23 protein-coding genes are annotated in these 23,768 nt (G+C 66.2%); 16 read left to right on the top strand and 7 right to left on the bottom strand.

Translation table 11 applies throughout. The annotated features are described in order from the left end of the window. Together AC27VL_RS18855 and AC27VL_RS18850 are read left to right on the top strand one after the other, a co-directional pair. Positions 1 to 402 (top strand): murein hydrolase activator EnvC family protein (locus AC27VL_RS18855; RefSeq protein ID WP_488767838.1); only part of this gene is annotated, 402 nt, incomplete at its 5' end. A gap of 107 nt (positions 403 to 509) precedes the next feature. After that, positions 510 to 1,991, top strand: coding sequence for a S41 family peptidase (locus AC27VL_RS18850; protein WP_100554531.1), 1,482 nt, complete (start codon positions 510 to 512; stop codon positions 1,989 to 1,991). An 86-nt stretch (positions 1,992 to 2,077) separates the two neighbouring features. Here AC27VL_RS18850 and AC27VL_RS18845 read toward each other — a convergent pair whose 3' ends face one another. After that, entirely contained in the window at positions 2,078 to 2,770 is a 693-nt protein-coding gene (locus AC27VL_RS18845) for a rhomboid family intramembrane serine protease (RefSeq protein WP_025878304.1), read from the bottom strand. Positions 2,771 to 2,995: 225 nt separating this feature from the next. Between AC27VL_RS18845 and AC27VL_RS18840 the strand changes: the two genes are divergently transcribed. The 3 genes from AC27VL_RS18840 (at position 2,996) to AC27VL_RS18830 (ending at position 6,243) form a co-directional block, all read left to right on the top strand. After that, entirely contained in the window at positions 2,996 to 4,423 is a 1,428-nt protein-coding gene (locus tag AC27VL_RS18840; RefSeq protein ID WP_089238203.1) for an outer membrane protein transport protein, read from the top strand. A gap of 166 nt (positions 4,424 to 4,589) precedes the next feature. Further along, a complete protein-coding gene (gene pnuC / locus AC27VL_RS18835; RefSeq protein ID WP_100554532.1) occupies positions 4,590 to 5,189 on the top strand; it encodes a nicotinamide riboside transporter PnuC in 600 nt (199 codons plus the stop codon). Then, entirely contained in the window at positions 5,176 to 6,243 is a 1,068-nt protein-coding gene (locus tag AC27VL_RS18830) for an AAA family ATPase (protein ID WP_488767835.1), read from the top strand. The genes pnuC and AC27VL_RS18830 overlap by 14 nt, the downstream gene beginning before the upstream one ends. Before the next feature lie 89 nt (positions 6,244 to 6,332). On the opposite strand, the gene putA is transcribed toward AC27VL_RS18830, so the two are convergent. After that, entirely contained in the window at positions 6,333 to 9,551 is a 3,219-nt protein-coding gene (gene putA / locus AC27VL_RS18825) for a bifunctional proline dehydrogenase/L-glutamate gamma-semialdehyde dehydrogenase PutA (RefSeq protein WP_191078699.1), read from the bottom strand. Between the two features lie 273 nt (positions 9,552 to 9,824). Between putA and AC27VL_RS18820 the strand changes: the two genes are divergently transcribed. The 6 genes from AC27VL_RS18820 (at position 9,825) to AC27VL_RS18795 (ending at position 14,651) form a co-directional block, all read left to right on the top strand. Beyond that, positions 9,825 to 10,301, top strand: coding sequence for a DUF2244 domain-containing protein (locus tag AC27VL_RS18820; RefSeq protein WP_100554535.1), 477 nt, complete (start codon positions 9,825 to 9,827; stop codon positions 10,299 to 10,301). A gap of 11 nt (positions 10,302 to 10,312) precedes the next feature. Continuing rightward, a complete protein-coding gene (coxB, locus tag AC27VL_RS18815) occupies positions 10,313 to 11,269 on the top strand; it encodes a cytochrome c oxidase subunit II (protein WP_100554536.1) in 957 nt (318 codons plus the stop codon). Positions 11,270 to 11,330: 61 nt separating this feature from the next. After that, positions 11,331 to 12,938: a cytochrome c oxidase subunit I gene (ctaD, locus tag AC27VL_RS18810; protein ID WP_025878294.1), complete on the top strand. Its 1,608-nt coding sequence runs from the start codon at positions 11,331 to 11,333 to the stop codon at positions 12,936 to 12,938. Between the two features lie 8 nt (positions 12,939 to 12,946). After that, a complete protein-coding gene (locus AC27VL_RS18805) occupies positions 12,947 to 13,174 on the top strand; it encodes a hypothetical protein (protein ID WP_100554537.1) in 228 nt (75 codons plus the stop codon). Further along, a complete protein-coding gene (locus tag AC27VL_RS18800; protein WP_100461555.1) occupies positions 13,171 to 13,761 on the top strand; it encodes a cytochrome c oxidase assembly protein in 591 nt (196 codons plus the stop codon). Before AC27VL_RS18805 ends, AC27VL_RS18800 begins: the two co-directional genes overlap by 4 nt. A gap of 14 nt (positions 13,762 to 13,775) precedes the next feature. Beyond that, complete coding sequence (locus AC27VL_RS18795) at positions 13,776 to 14,651, top strand: cytochrome c oxidase subunit 3 (RefSeq protein WP_049468562.1); 876 nt, start codon at positions 13,776 to 13,778, stop codon at positions 14,649 to 14,651. A 53-nt stretch (positions 14,652 to 14,704) separates the two neighbouring features. Here AC27VL_RS18795 and AC27VL_RS18790 read toward each other — a convergent pair whose 3' ends face one another. Next, complete coding sequence (locus AC27VL_RS18790) at positions 14,705 to 14,923, bottom strand: twin transmembrane helix small protein (RefSeq protein ID WP_089238223.1); 219 nt, start codon at positions 14,921 to 14,923, stop codon at positions 14,705 to 14,707. 57 nt (positions 14,924 to 14,980) lie between these two features. Between AC27VL_RS18790 and AC27VL_RS18785 the strand changes: the two genes are divergently transcribed. The 5 genes from AC27VL_RS18785 (at position 14,981) to AC27VL_RS18765 (ending at position 19,292) form a co-directional block, all read left to right on the top strand. After that, positions 14,981 to 15,697 carry an SURF1 family protein gene (locus tag AC27VL_RS18785; RefSeq protein WP_100554538.1) on the top strand — a complete coding sequence of 239 codons (717 nt, stop codon included), beginning with the start codon at positions 14,981 to 14,983 and terminating at the stop codon, positions 15,695 to 15,697. Positions 15,698 to 15,747: 50 nt separating this feature from the next. After that, positions 15,748 to 16,317: a hypothetical protein gene (locus AC27VL_RS18780; protein ID WP_089238227.1), complete on the top strand. Its 570-nt coding sequence runs from the start codon at positions 15,748 to 15,750 to the stop codon at positions 16,315 to 16,317. A 10-nt stretch (positions 16,318 to 16,327) separates the two neighbouring features. Then, entirely contained in the window at positions 16,328 to 17,491 is a 1,164-nt protein-coding gene (locus tag AC27VL_RS18775) for a COX15/CtaA family protein (protein ID WP_100554540.1), read from the top strand. A 4-nt stretch (positions 17,492 to 17,495) separates the two neighbouring features. Then, the gene (gene cyoE / locus AC27VL_RS18770) at positions 17,496 to 18,389 is read left to right on the top strand and encodes a heme o synthase (RefSeq protein WP_089238231.1); all 894 of its coding nucleotides are present in this window, start codon (positions 17,496 to 17,498) and stop codon (positions 18,387 to 18,389) included. A 96-nt stretch (positions 18,390 to 18,485) separates the two neighbouring features. After that, positions 18,486 to 19,292, top strand: coding sequence for a TraB/GumN family protein (locus tag AC27VL_RS18765; RefSeq protein ID WP_100554541.1), 807 nt, complete (start codon positions 18,486 to 18,488; stop codon positions 19,290 to 19,292). Positions 19,293 to 19,373: 81 nt separating this feature from the next. Here AC27VL_RS18765 and AC27VL_RS18760 read toward each other — a convergent pair whose 3' ends face one another. Genes AC27VL_RS18760 through AC27VL_RS18745 form a run of 4 tightly spaced genes read right to left on the bottom strand, consistent with a single transcriptional unit; the run spans position 19,374 to position 23,643 of the window. Continuing rightward, positions 19,374 to 20,345 carry a bile acid:sodium symporter family protein gene (locus AC27VL_RS18760; RefSeq protein ID WP_099782541.1) on the bottom strand — a complete coding sequence of 324 codons (972 nt, stop codon included), beginning with the start codon at positions 20,343 to 20,345 and terminating at the stop codon, positions 19,374 to 19,376. Between the two features lie 27 nt (positions 20,346 to 20,372). Then, complete coding sequence (locus tag AC27VL_RS18755) at positions 20,373 to 20,873, bottom strand: protein tyrosine phosphatase family protein (protein ID WP_488767829.1); 501 nt, start codon at positions 20,871 to 20,873, stop codon at positions 20,373 to 20,375. Between the two features lie 26 nt (positions 20,874 to 20,899). After that, a complete protein-coding gene (gene dnaG / locus AC27VL_RS18750; protein WP_251473136.1) occupies positions 20,900 to 22,639 on the bottom strand; it encodes a DNA primase in 1,740 nt (579 codons plus the stop codon). Between the two features lie 59 nt (positions 22,640 to 22,698). Beyond that, on the bottom strand, positions 22,699 to 23,643 hold the full coding sequence (locus tag AC27VL_RS18745; RefSeq protein WP_180167645.1) for a YihY/virulence factor BrkB family protein: 945 nt from the start codon (positions 23,641 to 23,643) through the stop codon (positions 22,699 to 22,701). Positions 23,644 to 23,768 lie beyond the last annotated feature (125 nt).

Below are 23,768 nucleotides of genomic sequence, written 5' to 3'. Positions count from 1 at the left end.
GCCTCGGCGCCAGCGCCGAAGGTCGGTGGCCTGGGTTGGCCACTGTCGGGCAATCTGCTGGCCCGCTATGGCGGCAAGCTGCCGGACGGCCGCACCAGCAGCGGCGTGTTGATCGGCGCACCTGCCGGAAGCACCGTCACCGCTGTGGCCGATGGCACCGTGGTGTTCTCCGATTGGATGACCGGCTACGGCATGATCCTGATCGTCGACCATGGCAATGGCTACATGAGCCTGTACGCCCACAACGACACCCTGCTGAAGGATGCCGGCGCGCGGGTCAGCCGTGGCGACGCGGTGGCCAAGGTCGGCAACTCCGGTGGCCAGGGCGTGACGGCGCTGTACTTCGAGCTGCGCCGTGGTGGGCAACCGGTCAATCCGGACAGCTGGCTGCAGCGGCGCTGAATTCCGGCTGGCCGCACGAGGCCGGATTCAACGGGAATTTAGCCACGCTTCGCGCATAATCGGTGCATGTGCCTTGGGCACGATGCCATCGTCGACAGGAGTGATCCATGCGCGCAGCCCGTACCGCCACCCTCTTGCTGGCTCTGTTGCCGGCCCTGTCCTGGGCCCAGCAGACCGCCCCCATCCCGTTGAAGGAAACTCCCGGGAAGGCGGCGAGCAGCGAGGAGGCGGTGACCTCGAAGGTGCCGCTGGACGATATCCGCCGCTTCGTGGCCGTCTACAACGCGGTGCGCGCAGCCTATGTCGATCCGGTCGATGACAACAAGCTGATGCAGTCGGCCGTGCGCGGGCTGCTGCTCGACCTCGATCCGCACAGCACCTACTTCAACAAGGAAGATGCAGAGGCGTTCGACGAGCAGGCCAACGGTGCTTACGAAGGCATCGGCGTCGAGCTGCAGCAGCAGCCGGACAACGCCAGCATGAAGGTGATCTCGCCGATCGACGACACCCCGGCGGCCAAGGCCGGCATCCTCGCCGGCGACCTGATCATCGCCATCGATGGCAAGCCGATCAGTGCGATCGATGCCAGCGAACCGCTGCGTGGTCCGGCCGGCAGCAAGGTGGTGCTGACCATCGTCCGCGACGGCAAGCCCAAGCCGTTCGACGTCAGCCTGACCCGGCAGACGATCCGCGTGACCAGCGTGCGCAGCCGCCTGCTGGAGCCGGGCTACGGCTACATCCGCCTGAGCACGTTCCAGGCCGATACCGGCTCTGATTTCCAGAAGCACCTGCAGCAGCTGCAGAAGCAGTCCGGCGGCAACCTCAAGGGTCTGGTGCTGGATCTGCGCAGCAATCCGGGTGGTCTGCTGACCGCTGCCGTACAGGTAGCCGATGACCTGCTCGACAAGGGCAACATCGTCAGCACCCGTGGCCGCATCAGCATCAGTGATGCACGCTTCGACGCCACTCCGGGCGACCTGCTGAAGGGTGCGCCGGTGGTGGTGCTGGTGGATGCCGGTTCGGCCAGTGCATCGGAAGTGCTGGCCGGTGCGTTGCGCGACAACAAGCGCGCGCGCGTGATCGGCAGCCGCACCTTCGGCAAGGGCTCGGTGCAGACCGTGCTGCCGCTGGACAACGGCGATTCGGTGAAGCTGACCACGGCTCGCTACTACACGCCCAGCGGCAAATCGATCCAGGCCACCGGCATCGTGCCGGAAGTGGAACTGAAGGCCGCCCCGCGTCCGGAAGATGAGGCGCTGCCGGCCAGCCTGAGTGATTACAGTGAAGCGACTCTGCCGGGCCACCTGCGCGGTGACGAGGAAGGCACCGAGGGCTACCACGCAGGCGCCGTGTTGCCGGGCGATGGCCCGATCAACGATGCACTGGCCGAGCTGAAGAACCCGGGTTCGGTGGCGGCGCGTTTGAAGGCGGAAGCTGCGAAGGCCGAAGCGGACAAGGCAGCGAAGGCCGCCGCCAAGCCGGCGCCGAAGGCGGAGCCCAAGGCTGAAGCAAAACCTGAAGCAAAGCCTGAGGCAAAGCCTGAGGCAAAGCCTGAAGCAAAGCCCGCAGAGATCCCGGCCAAGCCTTGATTCTGTAGATTCGAGCCATGCTCGACTGATGTCCGAACGCCGCCCGAGCATGTCTCGGGCGTTTCGCAGAACGCGGCTAGCGGACGCTAGAACCCGTGCCGCTTGCGCAGGCGCCGTGCGATCGCCGCGCGCACGTACATGCCGTACACCACGCCGAACACGAAGCCGCCGATGTGCGCCCACCAGGCGACCATGCCGAAGGTCGGGCCGATGTAGGCGAACACCACCTGCAGCGCGGCCCACACGCCGATCAGCAGATAGGCCGGGGCGCGCACGAATTCCAGGAACAGCCCCAGCGGAATCACCACGCCCAGGCGCGCGCCGGGGAACAGCGCCAGATAGGCGCCGATCAATGCCGACACCGCGCCACTGGCGCCGATGATGATCTGGTCCGGGCTGCCCATGGTGTAGATGGCAACCAGGTTCGAGATCGCCCCGCCCACCAGGAACAGCAGCAGCAACCGCCACGGACCCAGCACCCGCTCGGCCGGCAGGCCGAAGATCAGCAGGAACACCAGGTTGCCCAGCAGGTGCGACCAGTCGGCGTGCAGGAACAGGGCAGTGAACAGGCGCAGCACGCTGCCGTCCTGCAGGGTCGCCCACCAGTCCAGCGGGTGGGTCAGGCCGGTGGACAGGGCGCCCCAGTCCAGCCACAGGCTTCCGCGGGCGTCGTCCGGGCGCGAGATCGACCACAGGAATGCCAGCCACAGTGCCGCAAACAGCACGGGTGTAGCCCAGCGCAGGGTCGCCTTCTTGCGCGAGGGGAGGGAGACGAACATGGCGTAAGCCTAGCGCGAGGGCGCTTTTGGCGGGGAAAGTCCTGTTCAGCTTTTGCGGCGAAAAAAGCGCCGCCGCTGTTATTGTTTCATTAACGGCTCTGGGTAATACTCGCATACGGCGTCGTATGTCGGGAGGGGAATCCGGCGCGCTTCGAAGGGCCATCCGGCCTGACGGGCGCAGGCGCACTCAGAGCACCATCACCGCTTACCGGAGAGAGAACTACGATGCAAACTGCTTCCACCATTGCCCGCCTGACCCTGCTGGCCGTCGGCGTTGCCGGTGCGCTGGCCGCCGCCGACGCCAACGCCGCCGCTTTCCAGCTGAAGGAAAACAGCGCCAAGGGCCTGGGCCGCGCGTTCGCCGGCTCGACCTCCGCCGAGGGCGATGCCTCGGTGGTCGCCACCAACCCGGCTTCGATGCGCCTGCTGGAAGGCACCCAGATCCAGGGTGACGTCAGCGCCATCAGCTTCGGCGCCAAGTTCCGCGGCGAAGGCCGCTACGCCAACGGCGCTCCGATTTCCGGCGGCAACGGCGGCGACGCCGGCATGATCGCTCCGGTTCCGGCCGCGTACTTCCACGTGCCGTTCGGCGAGAAGGACAACATGCACTTCGGCGTGTCGCTGACCGTGCCGTTCGGCTTCAAGACCGAATACGACCGTGACTGGGTCGGCCGCTACAACGGCGTCAAGACCGAACTGCAGGCCATCGACCTGGGTGCGGCCTTCTCGTATGACGTCAACCCGTACCTGTCGTTCGGTGCGTCGGTGTTCGCCGAGCGCCTGAATGTCGACCTGACCAGCGCCGTCGATACCGGTACCGCCATCAACGCCAGCGCCCAGCAGCGCGCCGCCGCCGCTGCACTGGCGGCCGGCCGCACCCCAGCCCAGGCCCAGGCTGCCGCACAGGCGGCTGCACGCCAGGCTGCACAGCTCGGCTTCTCGCCGGGTACCGCTGATGGCTACCTGCGCATCAAGGGTGACGAAGTCTCCATCGGCTACACCCTGGGCATGACCGTCAGCCCGGTGGAAGGCACCAACATCGCCTTCAGCTACCGCTCGGAAGTCGAACACAAGATCACCGACGGCAAGGCCGACTTCACCATCCCGCAGAACGCCGCCGCCTTCCTGGCCAGCGCCGCACCGGGTACCTTCATCGACAGCAACGGCCGGGCGACCATCACCCTGCCGGCCAGCGCCACCGTCAGCTTCACGCACCGCGTGAACGACCAGTGGAAGATCATGGCCGACGTGTCGCGCACCGCATGGAGCAAGTTCGACGAAGTGCGCGTCGACTATGACTCCAACCAGCCGGACAGCGTGCTGCCATTCCACTACCGCGACACCACCTTCGCTTCGATCGGTACCGAGTACCGTCTGAACGAGCAGCTGACCCTGCGTGGCGGTCTGGCGTACGACCAGACCCCAACCACCGACGCCCACCGTGACGTCCGCGTGCCGGATACCACCCGCAAGTGGCTGTCGCTGGGCCTGACCTGGGCGCCGTCGGAGAAGATGGAATACAGCGTGGGCTACACCCACCTGTTCACCAAGGATCCGAACGTCAACTCGACCTCGGCAACGGCCAACACCGTTACCGGCAAGTACAAGGTCACCGGCGACGTGCTGGCTGCTTCGATGCAGTACAAGTTCTGATTCCGGCGATTGCCTGAAGCAGTACGAAGGAGGCCCCGCGCAAGCGGGGCTTCTTTTTTGCCGGGGATCTGCATCCACGCATGGCGTGGATCTACTGGTCAGACGACGATGGCGTGGATCTACTGGGCCGACGACGCATGGCGTGGATCTACGCAACAATGGCGCGATGAACCTGTCCGACCCGAACTTCCAGCTGGAGCTGGCCGCCAACATCGCCGTTGCCGGTTCGATCCTGCTGGCCGGTCGCAACAACGTGCATACGTGGTGGCTGGGCATCGTTGGATGTGCGCTGTTCGCCGCCGTGTTCGAGCGCTCGCACCTGTACGCGGACATGGTGCTGCAGTTCTTCTTCGTGGTCATCAGCGTGTTCGGCTGGTGGCAATGGCTGCGTGGCGACCATGGCGCGCCGTTGCCGATCACCCGCTTGCCTGCACGCGCGTGGAGCTGGCTGCTGCCGTTGGCGGTGCTGGCAACCTTCGGTTACGGCTGGATGCTGACCCGCCTGACCAATGCCTATGCGCCGTACATCGATTCGGCGGTGCTGGTGCTGAGCGTGATCGCGCAGATCCTGATGATGCGGCGCAAGCTGGAATCATGGTGGGTATGGCTGCTGGTCAACACCATCGCGGTGCCGCTGTACTACAGCCGTGGATTGCACCTGACCTCGATCCTGTACATCGGCTTCTGGATCAACGCACTGGTGGCGCTGCGTCACTGGCGGCACCTGATGCGGGATGACGCCAGGGCGGCCGATGTTGTTGCCTGAGCACGCTGCGCGGGGCCTGGTGGTCGGCAAGTTCTGCCCACTGCACCTCGGCCACGAGCACCTGATCGAATTCGCCTTTACCCGCTGCACGCAACTGCTGGTGATCGGCTGGTCGCAACCGGGCTTTGCCGGCTACAGCGCAGAGCGCCGCGAACGCTGGCTGCGCGAGCGCTTTCCGCAGGCCACCATCGCGGTACTCGATGATGCGCGTCTGGCGGCGATGTGCGAGCAGCAGGGGGTGCCGATACGCCAGCTGCCGCAGGACACGGACGACGAGCAGGTGCAGCGCGCGTTTACCGCTTGGCTGTGCATGACGCTGTTCGGTGGACCGGTGCAGGCGGTGTTTACCGGCGAGGACTATGGCGACGGCTTCGCGCAGGCGCTGGCTGCGCACTTCGGCGCACCGGTACGCCATGGGCGGCTGGAGCGCACCCTGGATGTCGGGCAGGCCTGCGGTACGCAGTTGCGCGCTGATCCGCATGCGCATCGGCACAGCCTGAGTCCGTCGGTGTATGCCGACCATGTGCAGCGGGTGGCGTTCATCGGCGGTGAGTCCACTGGCAAGAGCACGCTGGCGCGGGTGCTGGCCGAACGCCTGGGCACGGCATGGGTACCGGAGTTCGGACGTACGTTGTGGGAGCAACAGGGCGGCGAGCTGCAGGCGCCGGATCTGCTGCGCATCGCAGTGACCCAGCCGCAGCACGAGGACCAGGTCGCGCAGCACGCGCATCGTTGGTTGTTCTGCGATACCACCCCATTGGTGACGCTGGGCTATAGCGGCTGGATGTTCGGCACAGCGCCCGAACCGCTGCAGTGGGCCTCAGCGCGTGCGTACGACCTGCTGTTCCTGTGTGCGCCGGATATCCCGTTCGAGCAGGATGGGACACGGGTGGGGCAGGAATTCCGCATGCAGCAGCACGCGTGGTATCTGCAGCAGCTGCAGGCGCGTGGGGTCGACTACGTGTTGCTGGAAGGCGATCTGGAAACGCGGATTGCGCGGGTGCAGGTGGAGCTGGCAGAGCGTGCGGACAACCGGTTCAGCGTGGCGGCGTGATCGTCGCCGGGCATGGCCCGGCGCTACCGGCAATGCACAAAAAAACCCCGCTTTCGCGGGGTTTTTCGTTTACCGCATGACGCCTGGAATCAGTCGCCCAGGGTCAGCAGCGAGGCGTTGCCGCCGGCGGCGGTGGTGTTCACCGTCACCGTCTTCTCGGTGGCGAAGCGCAGCAGGTAGTGCGGGCCGCCAGCCTTGGGGCCGGTGCCGGACAGGCCCTGGCCGCCGAACGGCTGCACGCCGACCACCGCACCGATCTGGTTGCGGTTGACGTAGACATTGCCGACGTGGACGCCGTTGCTGATGCGGTCGACGGTTTCGTCGATACGCGAATGCACGCCCAGGGTGAGGCCGTAGCCGGTGGCGTTGATCTGGTCGATCACCGCGTCGAGCTGGTCGCCCTTCCAGCGGATCACGTGCAGCACCGGCCCGAAGATCTCCTTCTGCAGCTGGCCCAGGTCCTTCAGCTCATACGCGCGCGGCGCGAAGAAGGTGCCGTTGGCCGTTTCGGCGGACAGTTCGGCAGCCGCGATCAGGCGCGCCTCGCGATCCATGCGCACGGCGTGGTCCTGCAGGATCTGCAGTGCGTCGGCATCGATCACCGGGCCGACGTCGGTGGACAGCTGGCCGGGGTTGCCGACCTTCAGTTCCTTCATTGCGCCGGCGAGCATGGTCATCACCTTGTCGGCGATGTCGTCCTGCACGAACAGCACGCGTGCGGCCGAGCAGCGCTGGCCGGCGGAGGTGAAGGCCGAACCGATTGCGTCCTTGACCAGCTGTTCCGGCAGCGCCGAGGAGTCGGCGATGAAGGCGTTCTGGCCGCCGGTCTCGGCGATCAGCACACCGATGGCCGCATCGCGTGCAGCCATCGCGCGGTTGATCGCACGGGCGGTGTCGGTGGAGCCGGTGAAGGCCACGCCAGCCACGCGCGGGTCGGCGGTCAGCGCAGCACCGACGGTGGCGCCGTCGCCCGGCAGGAACTGCACCACGTCGGCCGGCACGCCGGCATCGTGCAGCAGCTTCACCGCGTAGTAGCCGATCAGGTTGGTCTGCTCGGCCGGCTTGGCGATCACGCTGTTGCCGGCGGCCAGTGCCGCAGCCACCTGGCCCAGGAAGATGGCCAGCGGGAAGTTCCACGGGCTGATGCAGACGAACACGCCGCGGCCGTGCAGCTGCAGTTCGTTGGATTCACCGGTCGGGCTGGGCAGCTTCTCGGCGTGGCTGAACTGCTCGCGCGCCTGCTTGGCGTAGTAGCGCAGGAAGTCCACCGCTTCGCGCACTTCGGCGATGCCGTCGGGCAGGCTCTTGCCGGCTTCCTTCACGCACAGCGCCATGAATTCGGGCATGCGCGCTTCCAGCTGGTCGGCGGCGTGCTCGAGGATGGCGGCGCGGCTGGCGGCCGGGGTGCGGTTCCAGGCCGGCTGTGCAGCCACAGCATTGGCCAGCGCCTTCTGCACGGTGGCAGCATCGGCGGCCTGCCACTGGCCGACCACTTCACGGGTGTCGGCCGGGTTGGTCACCGGCAGCGATGCGCCGGTCGGGTTCGCGCCCGGCACCAGCGGTGCGGCCTGCCAGGGCTTCACTGCAGCGTTGAGCTGCTCGGCCAGGGCGCGCAGTTCGTTGTCGTTGGCGAGGTTGGCGCCCATGGAGTTCTTCCTGTCGTGGTTCTGGCTGCGCAGCAGGTCAACCGGCAGCGGGATCTTGGGATGCGGAATCGATTCGAACGAGGACACCATCTCGACCGGATCACGAACCAGGTCGGCGATCGGCACGCGCTCGTCGGTGATGCGGTTGACGAAGCTGGAGTTGGCGCCGTTTTCCAGCAGGCGGCGCACCAGGTATGGCAGCAGGTCTTCATGCGAGCCGACCGGGGCGTACACGCGGCACGGCAGGCCGAGGCGGTCGGCCGGCACTACTTCGGCGTACAGGTCGTCGCCCATGCCGTGCAGCTTCTGGTGCTCGTACACGCCGCCGTTGGCGATGCTGCGCACCGCGGCGATGGTGTGCGCGTTGTGCGTGGCGAACATCGGGTAGATCGCGTCGGCATGGGTAAACAGGCGCTTGGCACACGCCAGGTAGGACACGTCGGTGTTCTGCTTGCGGGTGAACACCGGGTAGCCGGCATAGCCTTCGATCTGCGCGCGCTTGATCTCGGCGTCCCAGTAGGCCCCCTTGACCAGGCGTACCTGCAGGCGACGACCGGCGCGGCGCGCCATGTCGGCCAGATGGTCGATCGTGTACGGGGTGCGCTTCTGGTAGGCCTGCACGACCACGCCGAAGCCATCCCAGCCGGCCAGCGAGGCATCGCCGAACACCTGCTCGATGATGTCCAGCGACAGTTCCAGGCGATCGGACTCTTCGGCGTCGACGGTGCAGCCGATGCCGTAGCTCTTGGCCAGCTGCGCCAGTTCCAGCACGCCCGGCACCAGGTCCTTCAACACGCGCGCGCGCTTGGCATGCTCGTAGCGCGGGTACAGCGCCGACAGCTTGATGGAGATGCCCGGTGCGTTGTTGACGTCGCCATCGGCACGGCCACCACGCGCCTTGTGGTCACCACCGATGGCGTGGATCGCACGACGGTAGTCTTCCAGGTAGCGCAGGGCATCCTTCATGGTCAGCGCGCCTTCGCCGAGCATGTCGAACGAGTAGCGGTAGCTGGCGCTGTCGCCCTTGTGCGAGCGTGCCAGCGCTTCGCTGATGGTGCGGCCCATGACGAACTGGTGGCCCATGATCTTCATCGCCTGGCGCACGGCCAGGCGGACCACCGGCTCGCCGACGCGGCCGACCAGACGCTTGAACGCGCTGGGCGCATCGGCGCGGGTGGCGTCGTTCATCTGCACCAACTTGCCGGTCAGCATCAGGCCCCAGGTGGAGGCGTTGACCAACACCGAGTCGCTGCCGCCCAGGTGCTTTTCCCAGTCGGCATCGGCCAGCTTGTCGCGGATCAGCTTGTCGGCGGTCTCCTGGTCTGGAATGCGCAGCAGCGCTTCGGCCACGCACATCAGCAGCACGCCTTCCTCGCTGCCCAGGTCGTACTGGCGCATGAAGGCTTCGATCGCACCCTGGTCCTTGGCGCGCACACGCACGCGGGCGACCAGGTCGGCGGCCAGCGCCTGCACCTTGGCCTGCTCGTCGGCCGGCAGGCGTGCCTGCTCCAGCAGTTCGCGCACATGGCTGGCCTCGTCCTTCAGCCAGGCATCGGTGATGGCCTGGCGGAACGGGTTGGGGGACGCCGGCAGTTCCGGCGACAGCAGCGCCGAGGGACGCGGAGCGTCGCTGGCGGCAATGGGAGAGGAAGGTGCGTTCATGCCGGTCCGGCCAGTGGAAAACTTGGCGATTTTAATCATTTTTTCGACTTCAGGAAGGCCCGCGCAGCCACCTTCATGAATGCTGATAGCCCCTAGCGGTGGTGGATTCAGCGTGTTCAGCAAAGTCGGGTAGTTTTGTGCCGAATTCGTCATTCGTGCTGTTGGGGTCATGCTGTGTTGCAGCATCGGAAAAAGTGTGAATGCACCCTTGCTACCGGCGAGAGGGCAGGGCTACCATCAAGACGTTTCCCGCGGCAGGAACGCGGTTGCGACATGATCGAGGTGCTTACAGCTCCGGATGGGTCAGGTACGCAGCTGCGACTGCGTCCCCCACGGGCGCTCGATGCCCGGCAGTTCGTCCTGTTGTTTGCTGTGTTGTCGGGAGTGATGTGGCTGGTGTCCGCCTTCGGGTGGGTGGCCGGCAACGCATTCGCCCCCCTGTTCGCGCTGCTGTACAGCCTGTTGCTGGCAGCTGCGTTGCGCGCGTTGTGGCGCAGCGGTGAACGGCAGGAGGAGATCCGGGTAGTGCCGGCGTACGTGGAGGTCATCCCCGTGCCCGGTGGATTGCCGGTGTTCCGGGCTCATCCGCATTGGGTGCGCCTGCTCACCGACGACCAGAGGGTCCGGCTGGCATCCAGCGGCCGGCAGGTGGAGGTGGGGAGTTTTCTCGCGCCGGCCGAACGTCAAACGCTTGTTGAAACGCTTGAAGATTTGCTCGCCGCCAGCGATGGCGGCAACCGACGACGCTAAGGGTCTAGGCAATGAAGCAAAGCAGAGGGTGGGGCACGAAGTGCGTTGCAATGGCCGCCGCGATGGGGGCCCTGCTGTCGATGCCGGGGACGGCGCTGGCCCAGGCGGCCGATCCAAAGCCGTGGCAGTTGAACATGGGCAAGGGGGTGACCCAGACCTCGCGCCTGGCCTGGGAATCGAACAACCTCTCGTTGATCGTCTGTACGGTGATCGGCGTGATCGTGTTCGGCGCCATGGCCTACGCGATGTTCAAGTTCCGCAAGTCCAAGGGCGCGGTCGCCGCCACCTTCAGCCACAACACCAAGGCCGAGGTCATCTGGACGGTGATCCCGGTGATCATCCTGGTGGTGATGGCGTGGCCGGCCACGGCCAACCTGATCAAGATGTACGACACCCGCGATGCCGAGATGACGGTGAAGGTCACCGGCTACCAGTGGATGTGGAAGTACGAGTACCTGGGCGAGAACGTGACCTTCACCAGCCGCCTGGACCGTGAGTCCGACCGCATGCGGCAGAGTGGCAAGGTGCCGACCCGCGAGAGCCATCCGCACTACCTGCTGGATGTCGACAACCGGCTGGTACTGCCGGTGGACACCAAGGTGCGTTTCGTCATCACCTCCGACGATGTGATCCACGCCTGGTGGGTGCCGGCGCTGGGCTGGAAGCAGGACGCGATTCCCGGCTTCATCAACGAAGCCTGGACCAGCATCGAGCAGCCCGGTGTCTACCGCGGCCAGTGCGCGGAGCTGTGCGGCAAGGACCATGGCTTCATGCCGATCGTGGTCGAGGCGGTGTCCAAGGAAGAGTTCAAGCAGTGGCTGGCGCAGCGCAAACCGGCGCCTGTACCCGCGACGCCTGCCGCGCCCGCCGAACCCACCGCGCCTGCCAGTGAATCGCCGGCACAGCCGGCAGCACCGGCCGCCGCCGAGGCCGGCAACGCGCCTGCCGCGGCGGCCAGCGGAGCCTGATGTAACTGTCCGCGGCCGTGTCGCGGCCGCGGCGACAACCGATCCTGAGAGGTGTTTTGCAATGGCGCACTCGGCAGTTGGGCACGACGATCACCATCACCCGCAGAGCTTCTTCGAGCGTTGGTTCTTCTCGACCAACCACAAGGATATCGGCACGCTGTACCTGGGTTTCAGCTTCATCATGTTCGTCATCGGCGCGTTCATGAGCGTGCTGATCCGGCTGGAACTGGCCCAGCCCGGCATCCAGTACATCCGTCCGGAAATCTTCAACCAGCTGACCACCGTGCACGCGCTGGTGATGATCTTCGGCGGCGTGATGCCGGCCTTCGTCGGCCTGGCCAACTGGATGATCCCGCTGCAGATCGGTGCGCCGGACATGGCGCTGCCGCGCATGAACAACTGGTCGTTCTGGCTGTTGCCGGTGGCCTTCAGCCTGCTGCTGCTGACCTTCCTGCTACCCGGTGGTGCGCCGGCCGGTGGCTGGACCCTGTATCCGCCGCTGTCGCTGCAGGGCGGCTACAACGTCGCGTTCACCGTGTTCGCCATCCACGTGGCCGGCATCAGTTCGATCATGGGTGCGATCAACATCATCGCCACGGTACTGAACATGCGCGCGCCCGGTATCGACCTGCTGAAGATGCCGATCTTCTGCTGGGCCTGGCTGATCACTGCGTTCCTGCTGATCGCGGTGATGCCGGTGCTGGCTGGTGCGGTGACGATGCTGCTGACCGACAAGTTCTTCGGCACCAGCTTCTTCAATGCGGCCGGTGGTGGTGACCCGGTGATGTTCCAGCACATCTTCTGGTTCTTCGGTCATCCCGAGGTCTACATCATGATCCTGCCCGCCTTCGGCGTGGTCAGCGAGATCATCCCGACCTTCAGCCGCAAGCCGCTGTTCGGCTACCAGGCGATGGTCTACGCCACCGCGGCGATCGCGTTCCTGTCGTTCATCGTCTGGGCCCACCACATGTTCACCGTGGGCATGCCGCTGGGTGGCGAGATCTACTTCATGTTCGCCACCATGCTGATCTCGATCCCGACCGGGGTGAAGGTGTTCAACTGGGTCAGCACGATGTGGCGTGGTTCGCTCACCTTCGAAGCTCCCATGCTGTGGTCGGTGGCGTTCGTCATCCTGTTCACCATCGGCGGATTTTCCGGCCTGATGCTGGCGATCGTGGCCGCCGACTTCCAGTATCACGACACCTACTTCGTGGTTGCCCACTTCCACTACGTGCTGGTGACCGGCGCGGTGTTCGCGCTGATCGCGGCGGTGTACTACTGGTGGCCGAAGTGGACCGGGCGCATGTACAGCGAGAAGTGGGCCAAGGTGCACTTCTGGTGGTCGATCGTGTTCGTCAACCTGCTGTTCTTCCCGCAGCATTTCCTGGGTCTGGCCGGCATGCCGCGGCGCATCCCCGATTACTCGGTGGCGTTCGCCGACTGGAACCTGATCAGCTCGATCGGTGCGTTCGGCATGTTCGCCACGCCGTTCATGATGGCCGCGATCCTGCTGTCCTCGCTGCGCAATGGCGAGAAGGCCGAGGCGCGCTCCTGGGAAGGCGCGCGTGGCCTGGAGTGGACGCTGCCGTCGCCGGCACCGGCGCACACCTTCACCACGCCGCCGACCATCCGCCCGGGTGACCTGGCCCACGACGATATCGGTCATTGAGGTGGTGCATGCATAACGAGAGCCCGATCATTGCAGCCAGAGCCGAGCCGCGTTCGGCTGACAGCGTGTCGTCCGGTCAAGCGCAGCCGACCAGCGGTCGGCTCCATCAGAGCGACAGCCAGATCCACGGCATCGAGCAGCAGCGTCAGCGCGCCAAGCGCACCGCGCTGTGGGTGGGCGCGATCGCCGTGCTGGTCTACGTCGGCTTCATCCTCAGCGGCGTGATCGGTCGATGAGCGAAACGCCGGCCACCGCTCCGTCACGCAGCGCCGGCCTGCCGCGCCTGATCGGCGTTGCGGTGGTGGTGTTCCTGCTGACGTTCTCGCTGGTGCCGCTGTATCGCATCGCCTGCGAGAAGGTGTTCGGCGTGCGCCTGGAACGTGGTCCGGGCAGCGAAGCCAGTACCGGTGCCGCCAGTGGCAAGCGCACCGTGCGGGTGGAATTCGATGGTGGCGTCAATTCGCGGCTGCCGTGGTCGTTCCATCCCGAGCAGCTGACCATGGATGTGGTGCCTGGCGAGCTCAACGAGGCGCTGTATTTCGCCCGCAACGACAGCCAGCAGGCCGTAGTCGGCAGCGCGGTGCCTTCGGTGGCACCGGCACGCGCGTCGGGATTCTTCAGCAAGACCGAGTGCTTCTGCTTCACCGCGCAGACCCTGCAGGCCGGCGAGAAGCGCGACATGCCGGTGCGCTTCATCGTCGATCCGGACCTGCCGCCGGAAATCCGGACGATCACCTTGTCCTACACCTTCTACCGCAACGATGCGTTGTCCGATCGGCTGGCTCCGGCCGCCACGTCGGAAGGCGCCCACGCTGCTCCCTGACCCGGATACCGACCATGGCCCAGACACCTACCGACGCCAACGTGTACTTCGTCCCGGCCCAGAGCAAATGGCCGTTCGTCGGTTCCATCGCGATGATGGTGACCATGGTCGGCGTGGCCAGCTGGCTCAACGACGCCAGCTGGGGCCGCTGGACCTTCTACATCGGCGTGGCGATGCTGGTGCTGACCCTGTTCTGGTGGTTCAGCGACGTGGTGCGCGAGTCGCAGGCCGGCAACTACAACCGGCAGGTGGACGGTTCGTTCCGGATGGGGATGGTCTGGTTCATCTTCTCCGAAGTGATGTTCTTCGGTGCCTTCTTCGGTGCGCTGTTCTACACCCGCCACCTCGGCCTGTCGTGGTTGAGCGGCGAAGGGCGCGGGGTGATGACCAACGAGCTGCTGTGGCAGGGCTACTCGGCCGGCTGGCCGACCAATGGCCCGGCAGCGATCGGTGGCGCGTTCCAGACCATTCCGGCCTGGGGCCTGCCGCTGATCAATACGCTGATCCTGCTGACCTCGGGCGTGACCCTGACCATCGCCCATCATGCGTTGAAGGCGGGCAACCGCCGCCAGCTGCTGATCTGGCTGGGCCTGACGGTATTGCTCGGCCTCGGCTTCCTGACACTGCAGGCGGAGGAATACATCCACGCCTACAAGGAACTGAACCTGACGCTCGGCTCGGGCATCTACGGTTCCACCTTCTTCATGCTGACCGGCTTCCACGGCGCACACGTGCTGCTGGGCACGATCATGCTGATCGTGATGTGGCTGCGGTCGGCAAAGGGACACTTCACCCGCGACAACCATTTCGCTTTCGAAGCGGCTGCGTGGTACTGGCACTTCGTCGACGTGGTGTGGCTGATGCTGTTCCTGTTCGTCTACGTGCTTTGACCGCGCAGGCGTCGGCAGCCTCAGCCGCCGGCGCTGCCTGGCCTGACGTGGGGTCAGCTGCCGATGCCGTGCGGTTTGATCCATCCCATATAGATGCACACGATCACCAGTACGATCAACGCCACCGACACTCCGATGCGGCGGGTCAATGCATTGACCGTGCGCTTGGTCTGGCCGCGGTCCACCAGCAGGTAATACAGGCCGGCGCCCAGATTCCAGACGATGACGATCAGAAACGCGATTACCAGCAGGGTCTTCAGCGAATCACTCATGCGCGGCTCGAGGGCAGGGTGGATGTGCCTATCTGACCGCGTTTGCGCGGACTTGTCATGATGCGCCAGCACACGCGCCTGATCGGATGGCTGATGGCGCTGCTGGCAATGGCCGGATTCACCGCGCTCGGCCTGTGGCAGCTGCAGCGGATGCATGCCAAACAGGCGTTGCTGGACGCGCAGGCCCCGGCCGTGGCGCAGGCGATGCCGTTGGCACAGGCACTGGCGGCGCAGGGCGCGCTGCATGGCGTGGCCGATCACGGTCGCTTCCTGCCGGGCGTGGTGCTGCTGGACAACCAGACCCGCCACGGCCGCGCCGGAGTGAAGATCTATCGTCCGTTCCGCAGCGACGCGGGCAGCGTGTTGCTGGTGGACCTGGGCTGGCGCGCGCTGCCGCCCGACCGCATGTTGCCGGAGGTGGCGGCACCGCCGTCGCCGGTGGACGTACGTGGCCTGTTGGCACCGCCCCCTTCGGCCGGCTTGGCGCTGGGGCCGGCGTTCACCACCACCGATGTTGCAGGGCGCTGGCTGGCCAGTCGCCTTCCCGCCGATGGCCTGGCCGCCGCGCTGGGCCTGCCGTCGTTGCCCGAGCGCGTGCTGCGGCTGGATCCGGCGTTGCCGTTCGGCGATGAGCGCGATCTCGACCTGCTGCCGAACACGCTGCCGCCGCAGCGCCACCTGGGTTACGCCGTGCAGTGGTTCGGGCTGGCGCTGACCGTGCTGGTGGTGGCGTTGGTACTGGAATGGCGCAGGAGGCGGCCCGGTGCCCGGTAGTACCGGCCGCTGGCCGGCATCCCTTTCCCAACCATGAGAAAATGCCCCGCATGAACACTGCTACCTCCCCGCAGGCGCGCGGCAACGGCCGCCGGACCCTGGTGCTGCTGTTCGCCGTTTTCTTCGGGGCGATGGCGTTGGCCGCCATCCTGCGTTTCTCGGGTTGGCAGCCGACCGCGCATCGCAACAGTGGTCAATTGCTGAAGCCGCCTGTGGATCTGCGCCAGCAACCACCGACGCTGGCCAATGGCGCGGCCTACCCCTGGAACCCCGACGCGCGCACCTGGCGTCTGCTGGTGGCACCGGCCGGTGCCTGCGACGCGCAGTGCGTCACTTTGTCGCAGGGACTGGGCAAGGTGTGGCAGCTGTTCGGCCATAACGCCGATAATGTCGAAATCCTGTGGCTGGGAACGCCACCGGCGTCGATCGCCTCGCTGCCTGCGCTGCGGCCGCTGGCCCCGTCGCCAGCCCTGCGCGCGGCGCTGCCCGGCGTCGATGATCCGGCGGGTCTGCCGGTCTACGTGATCGATCCGAACGGCTTCGTGATCATGCGTCATGCCCCCGGGAGCGATCTCGGAGGCCTGCGCAAGGACATGGCCACGTTGCTGAAACTGAAGTGAGTCCCGTTTGATGAGCCTTTCCGCGCGTCCGGCGCTGCACCGCAATTTCCACCGCCTGGCGTGGTTCGCCATGATCATGACCGCGAGCACGATCATGTTCGGCGCCTTCGTGCGCCTGTCCGATGCCGGCCTGAGCTGCCCGGACTGGCCAACCTGCTATGGGCAGGCGACCTGGCCGCAGCACGTGGAAGAGACCATCGGGCATCCGGCGGCGGAGATCCGTCCGCTGGAAACGCACAAAGCCTGGCGTGAGCAGGTGCACCGCTTCCTGGCCGGCGCGCTCGGCATCGAGATCCTGACCCTGGCCCTGTTGGCCACGCGCAAGCGTCGTTTTGGAAGCACGGCGGTGGTTACCGCCTGCGTGCTGGTGGCCGCGGGCATACCGCTGTACATGATGGGCTGGCATGGAACCGCCAGCGTGCTGGCACTCATCGGCGAGGCCATCCTGCTGATCGCCGCACTGCGCTGGAGCAACATCGACCTGGCGCGCGCGGCGCTGCTGACGCTGGCGGTGGTGATCTTCCAGGCCCTGCTGGGCATGTGGACGGTGACCCTGCTGCTCAAGCCGATCGTGGTGATGGGCCACCTGCTGGGCGGCATGCTGATGTTCGGCCTGCTGGTGTGGATGGCGTGGCGTGCCACGCACATGCCGATCACCCTGGCCGAGGCGCCGAAGCTGAAGTGGCTGCTGCGCATCGGTGTGGCGGTGCTGGTCACCCAGATCGCGCTCGGCGGCTGGGTCAGTGCCAACTACGCGGCATTGGCGTGCGGCGGCGGCAGTGCCTCGCTGGACAACTTCCCGCGCTGCGCCAACCAGTGGTGGCCGCAGCACAACTTCGCCGAGGGCTTCACCCTGTGGCGTGGCATTGGCGTGGATTACGAAGGCGGCGTGCTCGACGGTGCCTCGCGCATCGCCATCCAGATGGCCCATCGCCTGTTCGCGATTGTCGTTGCCGTCTACATGCTGTGGCTGGGCCTGCGCCTGTTCCGGCTGCCGAGCATGCGTGGCTGGGCCTCGGCCCTGGTCGCGCTGTTGGTGCTGCAGGTCACCCTCGGCATCCTCAATGTGAAGCTTGCACTGCCGCTGGAAGTGGCAGTGGCGCACAACGGCGTTGCCGTTGCCCTGTTGTTTGTATTGGTCAGCCTGCTGGCCCGCCTGCGTGCCCCGGACTGATTCCATGTTTTCCAACTATCGCCAGTACTGGGACCTGACCAAACCCAAGGTCGTCGCCCTCATCGTCTTCACCGCCCTGGTCGGCATGGTCCTGGCCATTCCGGGTGTGCCCAGCTGGGAGCAGGTGCGCGCCGGCGTGCTCGGCTTCCTCGGTATCTGGCTTGCGGCGTCGGCAGCTGCAGCCATCAACCAGCTGCTGGATGCGCACATCGACGCGCAGATGGCGCGTACCTCGTGGCGACCGCTGGTGGTGGGCAAGGTCAAGCCATGGCAGGTGCTGGTGTTCGCCAGCGTGCTGATCGTGCTGTCGATGGCGATCCTGGTGCTGTGGGTGAACTGGATCACCGCGGTGCTGACCTTCGCTTCGCTGATCGGCTATGCGGTGATCTACACCGTCTACCTGAAACGAGCGACCTCGCAGAACATCGTCATCGGTGGTCTGGCCGGCGCGATGCCGCCAATGCTGGGGTGGGCGGCGGTGACCGGCATGCAGGGCTCGTCGGACTGGGCGTACTCGTCGCTGCTGGTGCTGATCATCTTCATCTGGACGCCGCCGCACTTCTGGGCACTGGCGATCTTCCGTCGCGAGGACTACGCCAAGGCGGAAATCCCGATGCTGCCGGTCACCCATGGTGTGGTGCACACGCGCAAGCAGATCATGGCGTACTCGGTGGTGCTGGCACTGGTCTGCCTGCTGCCGTACCTGGTCGGCATGAGCGGGGCGTTCTACCTGGGCGGTGCGATCGTGCTCAACGCCGTGTTCCTCTGGTACGCCTGGCGCATGCTCAACCCGCCGGATGAGCTGTTCTCGATGAAGATGTTCAGCTACTCCATCGTCTACCTGATGGCGCTGTTCGCCTTCCTGCTGGTGGATCACTGGATCCTGCCCTGGTTGTGATGGGCTGAGGCATCCACGCATGGCGTGGATCTACTTGAACTGCCGTTGCCGCATCGCCATTGCTGTTCCTGACCCCAAGGAAAGGAAGGAGCAGGGATGCATTCGATCTTCCGCTGGACCGCCACCCTGCTGCTGGCGCTGGGCATGGTGATGAGCGCGCGCGCCGACGACGCTGCCATGCAGATCCGCCAGCATGCCGGAGACCACCGCGTTCTGGTGCTGGGCGAATTCCATGGTACCCGCGAGATACCGCTGCTGGTGCGCCGACTGGTGGACGACTACAGCCGTAACGGCCCGGTCGTGCTGGCGTTGGAACTGCCGCGCGGTGAGAACACCACACTGCGTGACTATCTGGATTCCGATGGCGGGGCGATGGCACGCCAACACGTGCACGGCCGTGCGTTCTGGACCGTGCGCGATGATCAGCACGATGGCCGCCGCAGTCGCGACATGCTGGCGCTGATCGAAGGCCTGCGCGCGCTGAAGGCGCAGGGTCGCGCCATCGAGGTGGTCGGCTATGACGTCAACAACGGTGATGGCGGCAGCCAAGCGCGCGACGATCGCATGGCGGCGGAGCTGCGGCGCCTGTACCGGCGCCTGCCGGATGACGCACGCATGGTCGTCCTGACCGGCAATGTCCACGCCATGCTGCAGCGGCCGGCCGATGCGCCGCCGGAAATGCAGACGCAACCGATGGCGTCGGCGCTGCGCGATCTGGACATTTACAGCGTGCGGCTGGAAGCCCTGCGCGGCCATTTCTGGGGGTGCATGGACCGTTGCAAGGCGTTGGCTCTGCTCGAGCGACCTGCGCGTGCACCGGAGGTCGATACCGATGCCGGGCGGCAGTACGACCTGTGGGTGTGGATGCCGCAGCTGAGCGTCGGCACGTTGGTGGATCGGTGAATACACGCATGGCGTGGATCTACTTTTGTAGGCTCAGCGCCACAGTAGATCCACGCCATGCGTGGATGGCTGTTCTGCCGGTCAGGGCGCGCGCTTGGCGTAGCGCTGGGCGATCACGCCGCAGACGATCAGCTGGATCTGGTGGTAGATCATCACCGGCAGCACGATCGCGCCGAGGCTGCCGCCAGCGAACAGCACCTTGGCGATCGGTACGCCCGTGGCCAGGCTCTTCTTCGAGCCGCAGAACACGATGGCGATCTCGTCTTCGCGGTTGAAGCGCAGGCGGCGGGCGATGAAGGTGATCAGCGGCATGGCGATGCCGAGCAGTACCGCGGCCACGACAGCCACCGCGAACAGCGAGAGCAGCGGTGTCTTGCTCCACAGCCCTTCAGTGACTGCTTCGCCGAACGCGGAGTACACCACCAGCAGGATGGTGGCCTGATCGGTGTAGCGCAGCAGCGCGCGCTGCTTCTCCACCCAGCCGGCGATCCATGGGCGCAGCAGGTGGCCGGCCACGAACGGCACCAGCAACTGCAGCATGATGCCGCCGATGGCATGCAGCGGGTCGTGCACGCCGCCGGAGGTACCGGCCAGCGCGGTCAGCAGCAGTGGCGTCAGGAACACACCGAGGATGCTCGACAGCGAGGCACTGCACACGGCCGCCGGCACGTTGCCGCGCGCCATCGAGGTGAACGCGATGGACGATTGCACCGTGGATGGCAGGGTGCACAGGAACAGCACGCCCAGGTACAACTCGGGCGTCAGCAGCCAGCCCGACAACGGCTTGAACAACAGCCCCAGCAGCGGGAAGAGGATGAAGGTGCAGGCGAGGATCGTCAGGTGCAGGCGCCAGTGCAGCATGCCGCCGATGATCGATTCGCGCGGCAGGCGCGCGCCGTGCAGGAAGAACAGCGCTGCGATGGCGACGGTGGTGACATCGTCGAGCACCAGGGCGGCGGCGCCTTTCATCGGCAGCAGCGAAGCCAGGCCGACGGTGCACAGCAGGGCGAGGGTGAAGTTGTCCGGTCGCAGGCGCGACCACCAGCGGGTCATGGTGGATAGGCTCCTTGGTGCTGGGAATCAGGGGGTGGGAGAAGGAATCGCCAGACGCTCGCGGGTGGCTGCTTCCAGCGACTTCAGGCCGGCACGCTGGCCCAGTTGCAGGGCCTGTTCCGGACTGGCGTGTTCGTAGCGCGCGTTGAGCAGGCCAAGCACGGCACCGGCGCGGTTGCCGGAGGCGCAGTGCAGCAGCACCGGCCCCTGGCTCTGCTGCAGGGCCTGGTGCACGGCGCGCACGTTGGCGGCATCCAGGCCCTCGGCACCGGCCACCGGAATGCGTACATAGCGCAGGCCCAGCGCTTCGGCCTCGCGTGTTTCATCGAAGCCGCGATCTTCATCGGGTTGGCGCAGGTCGATCACCGTGCGCACGCCCTGTGCAGCCAGTTCGCGCAGTTGCGCAGCCGTGGGCTGGCCGCCGGCGTACAGGCCGGGGCGGACTTCAGCAAGGGCGGGGTCCGCAGCCCAGGCCGGCAGAGCGGGGCAGAGCGACAACAACAGCAGGCAGGTCAGGCGCAGCAGCATGGTCTCTCCGGGGATGTGTTCTGCCGCTACAGGCGCAGATTGGCGCGGGCCTTGAGCAGCTCGCGCATCTCGTACTTGTCAGTATCGTCCAGACCCTGTTGTCGCTGCTTGGCGTTAAGGTCGTCGATCCGCTGGAACAGCAGCTGCTTCTCCAGCTGCCCGACCGCGTCATGCAGTTCCACCGTCCACATCGCTTCATCGCCCGCCAGCGTCTGCGCGGCCAGGGTGTGCAGCGAGGCCTGTTCCTCGCGGCCGTCGAAATGCTCCAGCAGGGCGCCGGTACTGATGTCCGGGCGTTGTTCGACCAGCCCCAGCAGTTCCAGCAGCAGCTCCACCCCCGGCAGGCGCAGGCCCTGGAAGTGGTGCTTGCCGCCCAGGGTCAGGGCCAGCGAGGGCTGCTGCAGCAGCACGGCGATCGCGCCGCGCACCAGGCTGCGCTTGGCCGCGGGCTGGATCGTGCGCGGCGCGGCGCGTTGAGGCATCTGCGGACGGCCCGCCTGCGCGTTGCCGCCCAGGCCGGTCAGCTGTCCCAGCTGCTGTTTCATCAGGTCGCCGAACGCGCCGTCGGGAATCTGCGCGAGCATCGGCTTGGCGCGCTCGGCCAGCCGTGCCTTGCCGTCCAGCGTGCCCAGGTTGATTTCGCGGGTCAGCTCGTCGAAGAAGAACTGCGACAGCGGCGTGGCCTGCTTCAGGCGCTCGTCGAACGCCTCGGCGCCTTCCTTGCGCACGATGCTGTCCGGGTCTTCGCCATCGGGCAGGAACAGGAAGAAGGCCTGGCGGCCGTCCTTCATGCGTGGCAGCACCGATTCCAGCGCCTTCCAGCCGGCGCGGCGGCCGGCGGCGTCGCCGTCGAAGCAGAAGAACACATCCGGCGCGTTGCGGAACAGCAGCTCGGCATGGTCCGGCGTGGTTGCCGTGCCCAGCGTCGCCACCGCTTGGGTGACGCCGAACTGGAACAGCGAGACCACGTCCATGTAGCCCTCGACCACGATCAAGCGCTCGATCTTCTGGTTGGTCTGGCGCACCTGCCACAGGCCGTACAGTTCGCGGCCCTTGTGGAAGAGCGCGGTCTCAGGCGAGTTGAGGTATTTGGGGCCGTCGTCCTTCTCGAACACGCGCCCGCCGAAGGCGATCACCCGGCCACGGCGGTCGAAGATCGGGAACATCACCCGGTCGCGGAACTTGTCGTAGACGTGGCCGCGGTCGTTCTTGGAGAACAGGCCGGCGCGGTCGAGCAGCTTCATCCGCCGCTCGTCCTTGCCCAGCGCATCGCGCAGGCCGCTGTAGCCATCGGGCGCATAGCCGATCTGGAAGCGCGCGCGGTTCTCTTCGTCCACGCCGCGGCCGTCGAGGTAGCTGCGCGCCTTCTCGCTGCCTTCCAGGTTTTTCTGGAAGAACTTGGTTGCCGCATCCAGTGCGGAGTACAGCTCGCGGCTGTCATCCTGCTGCTGCGCACTGCGCGGGTTCTCGCTGCGCGGCACTTCCATGCCGGCACGCTTGGCCAGTTCATCCACCGCGTCGAGGAACTCGAGGCGATCGTAGTTCATCAGGAAGCTGATCGCGGTGCCGTGCGCGCCGCAGCCAAAGCAGTGATAGAACTGCTTGGTCGGCGAGACGGTGAACGAGGCCGAGCGTTCGTCATGGAACGGGCAGCGTGCGGCGTACTCCTTGCCCTGACGCTTCAGCGGCACGCGGCTGCCCACCACCTCGACGATGTCGGAGCGGGCCAGCAGGTCGTCGATGAAAGCGTCGGGGATACGGGCCATGGGCAACAGGACAGGGCGCGGCCGCCAGGGCGCGCTGCGGGGGCGGCAGGTCCCCTAGTTTACTCGCTGGCGGCGGCCGGGCCGGTTTCCTGTGGGGCCACATCGGCGCTGGCCAGGCGTGCACGTGCGTACTGGCGTTCGTCGATGACCGCGGTCATCAATGCACCGACGAAGAACACGGCAGTGGCGTAGTAGATCCAGACCAGCGAAATCACCAGTGCACCCATCGAGCCGTAGGCGCTGCCGGGGGCAACGGTGCTGATGTAGACGCCGATGCCATAACGGCCGAGGGTGAACAGCAACGAGGTGATGGCGCCGCCGATGAACGCCTGGCGCCAGGCCACGCGCCGGTCAGGCAGGTAGTGGTACAGGAACGCGAAGGCCAGCGTGTACAGCAGCAGCGATGTCAGGTAGCCGATCGCGGGCAGCACCGAGGGCAGCTGCGCGAACACCACCTGCAGCGCGGTGGTGGCGGTCATCGACAGGATCAGCAGGAAGCCCAGTGCCAGCACCACGCCGAAAGAGAACACGCGCTTGCGCAGCCAGGCCTTGATCCCGTCCAGGCGCTGCCCGCTGGTATGGAAGATCCGGTTCAGCGCGTTCTGCAGCTGCGCGAACACGGCGGTGGCGCCGACGAACAACAGCAACGTGCTCCAGACCCCGGCCAGCGAACCGACGCTGGGCTGGCTGTTGGCGTTGTGCAGCACGGTGTCGGCCACGCTGGCAACGCTGCTGCCGGCCACCGAGCCGATCTGCCCGATCAGTGCCTGCTGCGCCGGCGGATACAACGAGGCGGTCAGCCACAGCAACAGCACCAGCAGCGGGGCCATCGACAGCAGGGCGTAGAAGGAGACCGAAGCGGCCTGGGTCAGCACGTCGATCTCGACGAAGCGCTTGGCCACCGCCATCGGGAAACTGTCCTGCAGGCGATCGGCGTAGTGGCGAAGCCGTGCGGGGATGCCGTGGGGACGCGTGTCGGTGGGGGCGTTTGATTGCTCGACCATGGGGATGTTGTAGCAGCCGGAGGTCGAAGAGGTGGTGAAGCGGGTGCTGCATCGGTAGCGGGGGGGGGGGGGGGGGGGGGGGGAAAAAAAAAAGAGAAAGAACCGAGAGAAAACATCAACAACAA

Source organism: Stenotrophomonas sp. 14P6.2.3, from assembly GCF_057799055.1.
This window is presented reverse-complemented; position numbering and strand designations above follow the sequence as displayed.

Excerpts from the sequence above, each read along its gene's own strand:
- AC27VL_RS18850 (WP_100554531.1), top strand. The coding sequence starts at position 510 with ATGCGCGCAGCCCGTACCGCCACCCTCTTGCTGGCTCTGTTGCCGGCC.
- AC27VL_RS18845 (WP_025878304.1), bottom strand. The coding sequence starts at position 2,770 with ATGTTCGTCTCCCTCCCCTCGCGCAAGAAGGCGACCCTGCGCTGGGCT.
- AC27VL_RS18840 (WP_089238203.1), top strand. The coding sequence starts at position 2,996 with ATGCAAACTGCTTCCACCATTGCCCGCCTGACCCTGCTGGCCGTCGGC.
- pnuC (WP_100554532.1), top strand. The coding sequence starts at position 4,590 with ATGAACCTGTCCGACCCGAACTTCCAGCTGGAGCTGGCCGCCAACATC.
- AC27VL_RS18830 (WP_488767835.1), top strand. The coding sequence starts at position 5,176 with ATGTTGTTGCCTGAGCACGCTGCGCGGGGCCTGGTGGTCGGCAAGTTC.
- putA (WP_191078699.1), bottom strand. The coding sequence starts at position 9,551 with ATGAACGCACCTTCCTCTCCCATTGCCGCCAGCGACGCTCCGCGTCCC.
- AC27VL_RS18820 (WP_100554535.1), top strand. The coding sequence starts at position 9,825 with ATGATCGAGGTGCTTACAGCTCCGGATGGGTCAGGTACGCAGCTGCGA.
- coxB (WP_100554536.1), top strand. The coding sequence starts at position 10,313 with ATGAAGCAAAGCAGAGGGTGGGGCACGAAGTGCGTTGCAATGGCCGCC.
- ctaD (WP_025878294.1), top strand. The coding sequence starts at position 11,331 with ATGGCGCACTCGGCAGTTGGGCACGACGATCACCATCACCCGCAGAGC.
- AC27VL_RS18805 (WP_100554537.1), top strand. The coding sequence starts at position 12,947 with ATGCATAACGAGAGCCCGATCATTGCAGCCAGAGCCGAGCCGCGTTCG.
- AC27VL_RS18800 (WP_100461555.1), top strand. The coding sequence starts at position 13,171 with ATGAGCGAAACGCCGGCCACCGCTCCGTCACGCAGCGCCGGCCTGCCG.
- AC27VL_RS18795 (WP_049468562.1), top strand. The coding sequence starts at position 13,776 with ATGGCCCAGACACCTACCGACGCCAACGTGTACTTCGTCCCGGCCCAG.
- AC27VL_RS18790 (WP_089238223.1), bottom strand. The coding sequence starts at position 14,923 with ATGAGTGATTCGCTGAAGACCCTGCTGGTAATCGCGTTTCTGATCGTC.
- AC27VL_RS18785 (WP_100554538.1), top strand. The coding sequence starts at position 14,981 with ATGATGCGCCAGCACACGCGCCTGATCGGATGGCTGATGGCGCTGCTG.
- AC27VL_RS18780 (WP_089238227.1), top strand. The coding sequence starts at position 15,748 with ATGAACACTGCTACCTCCCCGCAGGCGCGCGGCAACGGCCGCCGGACC.
- AC27VL_RS18775 (WP_100554540.1), top strand. The coding sequence starts at position 16,328 with ATGAGCCTTTCCGCGCGTCCGGCGCTGCACCGCAATTTCCACCGCCTG.
- cyoE (WP_089238231.1), top strand. The coding sequence starts at position 17,496 with ATGTTTTCCAACTATCGCCAGTACTGGGACCTGACCAAACCCAAGGTC.
- AC27VL_RS18765 (WP_100554541.1), top strand. The coding sequence starts at position 18,486 with ATGCATTCGATCTTCCGCTGGACCGCCACCCTGCTGCTGGCGCTGGGC.
- AC27VL_RS18760 (WP_099782541.1), bottom strand. The coding sequence starts at position 20,345 with ATGACCCGCTGGTGGTCGCGCCTGCGACCGGACAACTTCACCCTCGCC.
- AC27VL_RS18755 (WP_488767829.1), bottom strand. The coding sequence starts at position 20,873 with ATGCTGCTGCGCCTGACCTGCCTGCTGTTGTTGTCGCTCTGCCCCGCT.
- dnaG (WP_251473136.1), bottom strand. The coding sequence starts at position 22,639 with ATGGCCCGTATCCCCGACGCTTTCATCGACGACCTGCTGGCCCGCTCC.
- AC27VL_RS18745 (WP_180167645.1), bottom strand. The coding sequence starts at position 23,643 with ATGGTCGAGCAATCAAACGCCCCCACCGACACGCGTCCCCACGGCATC.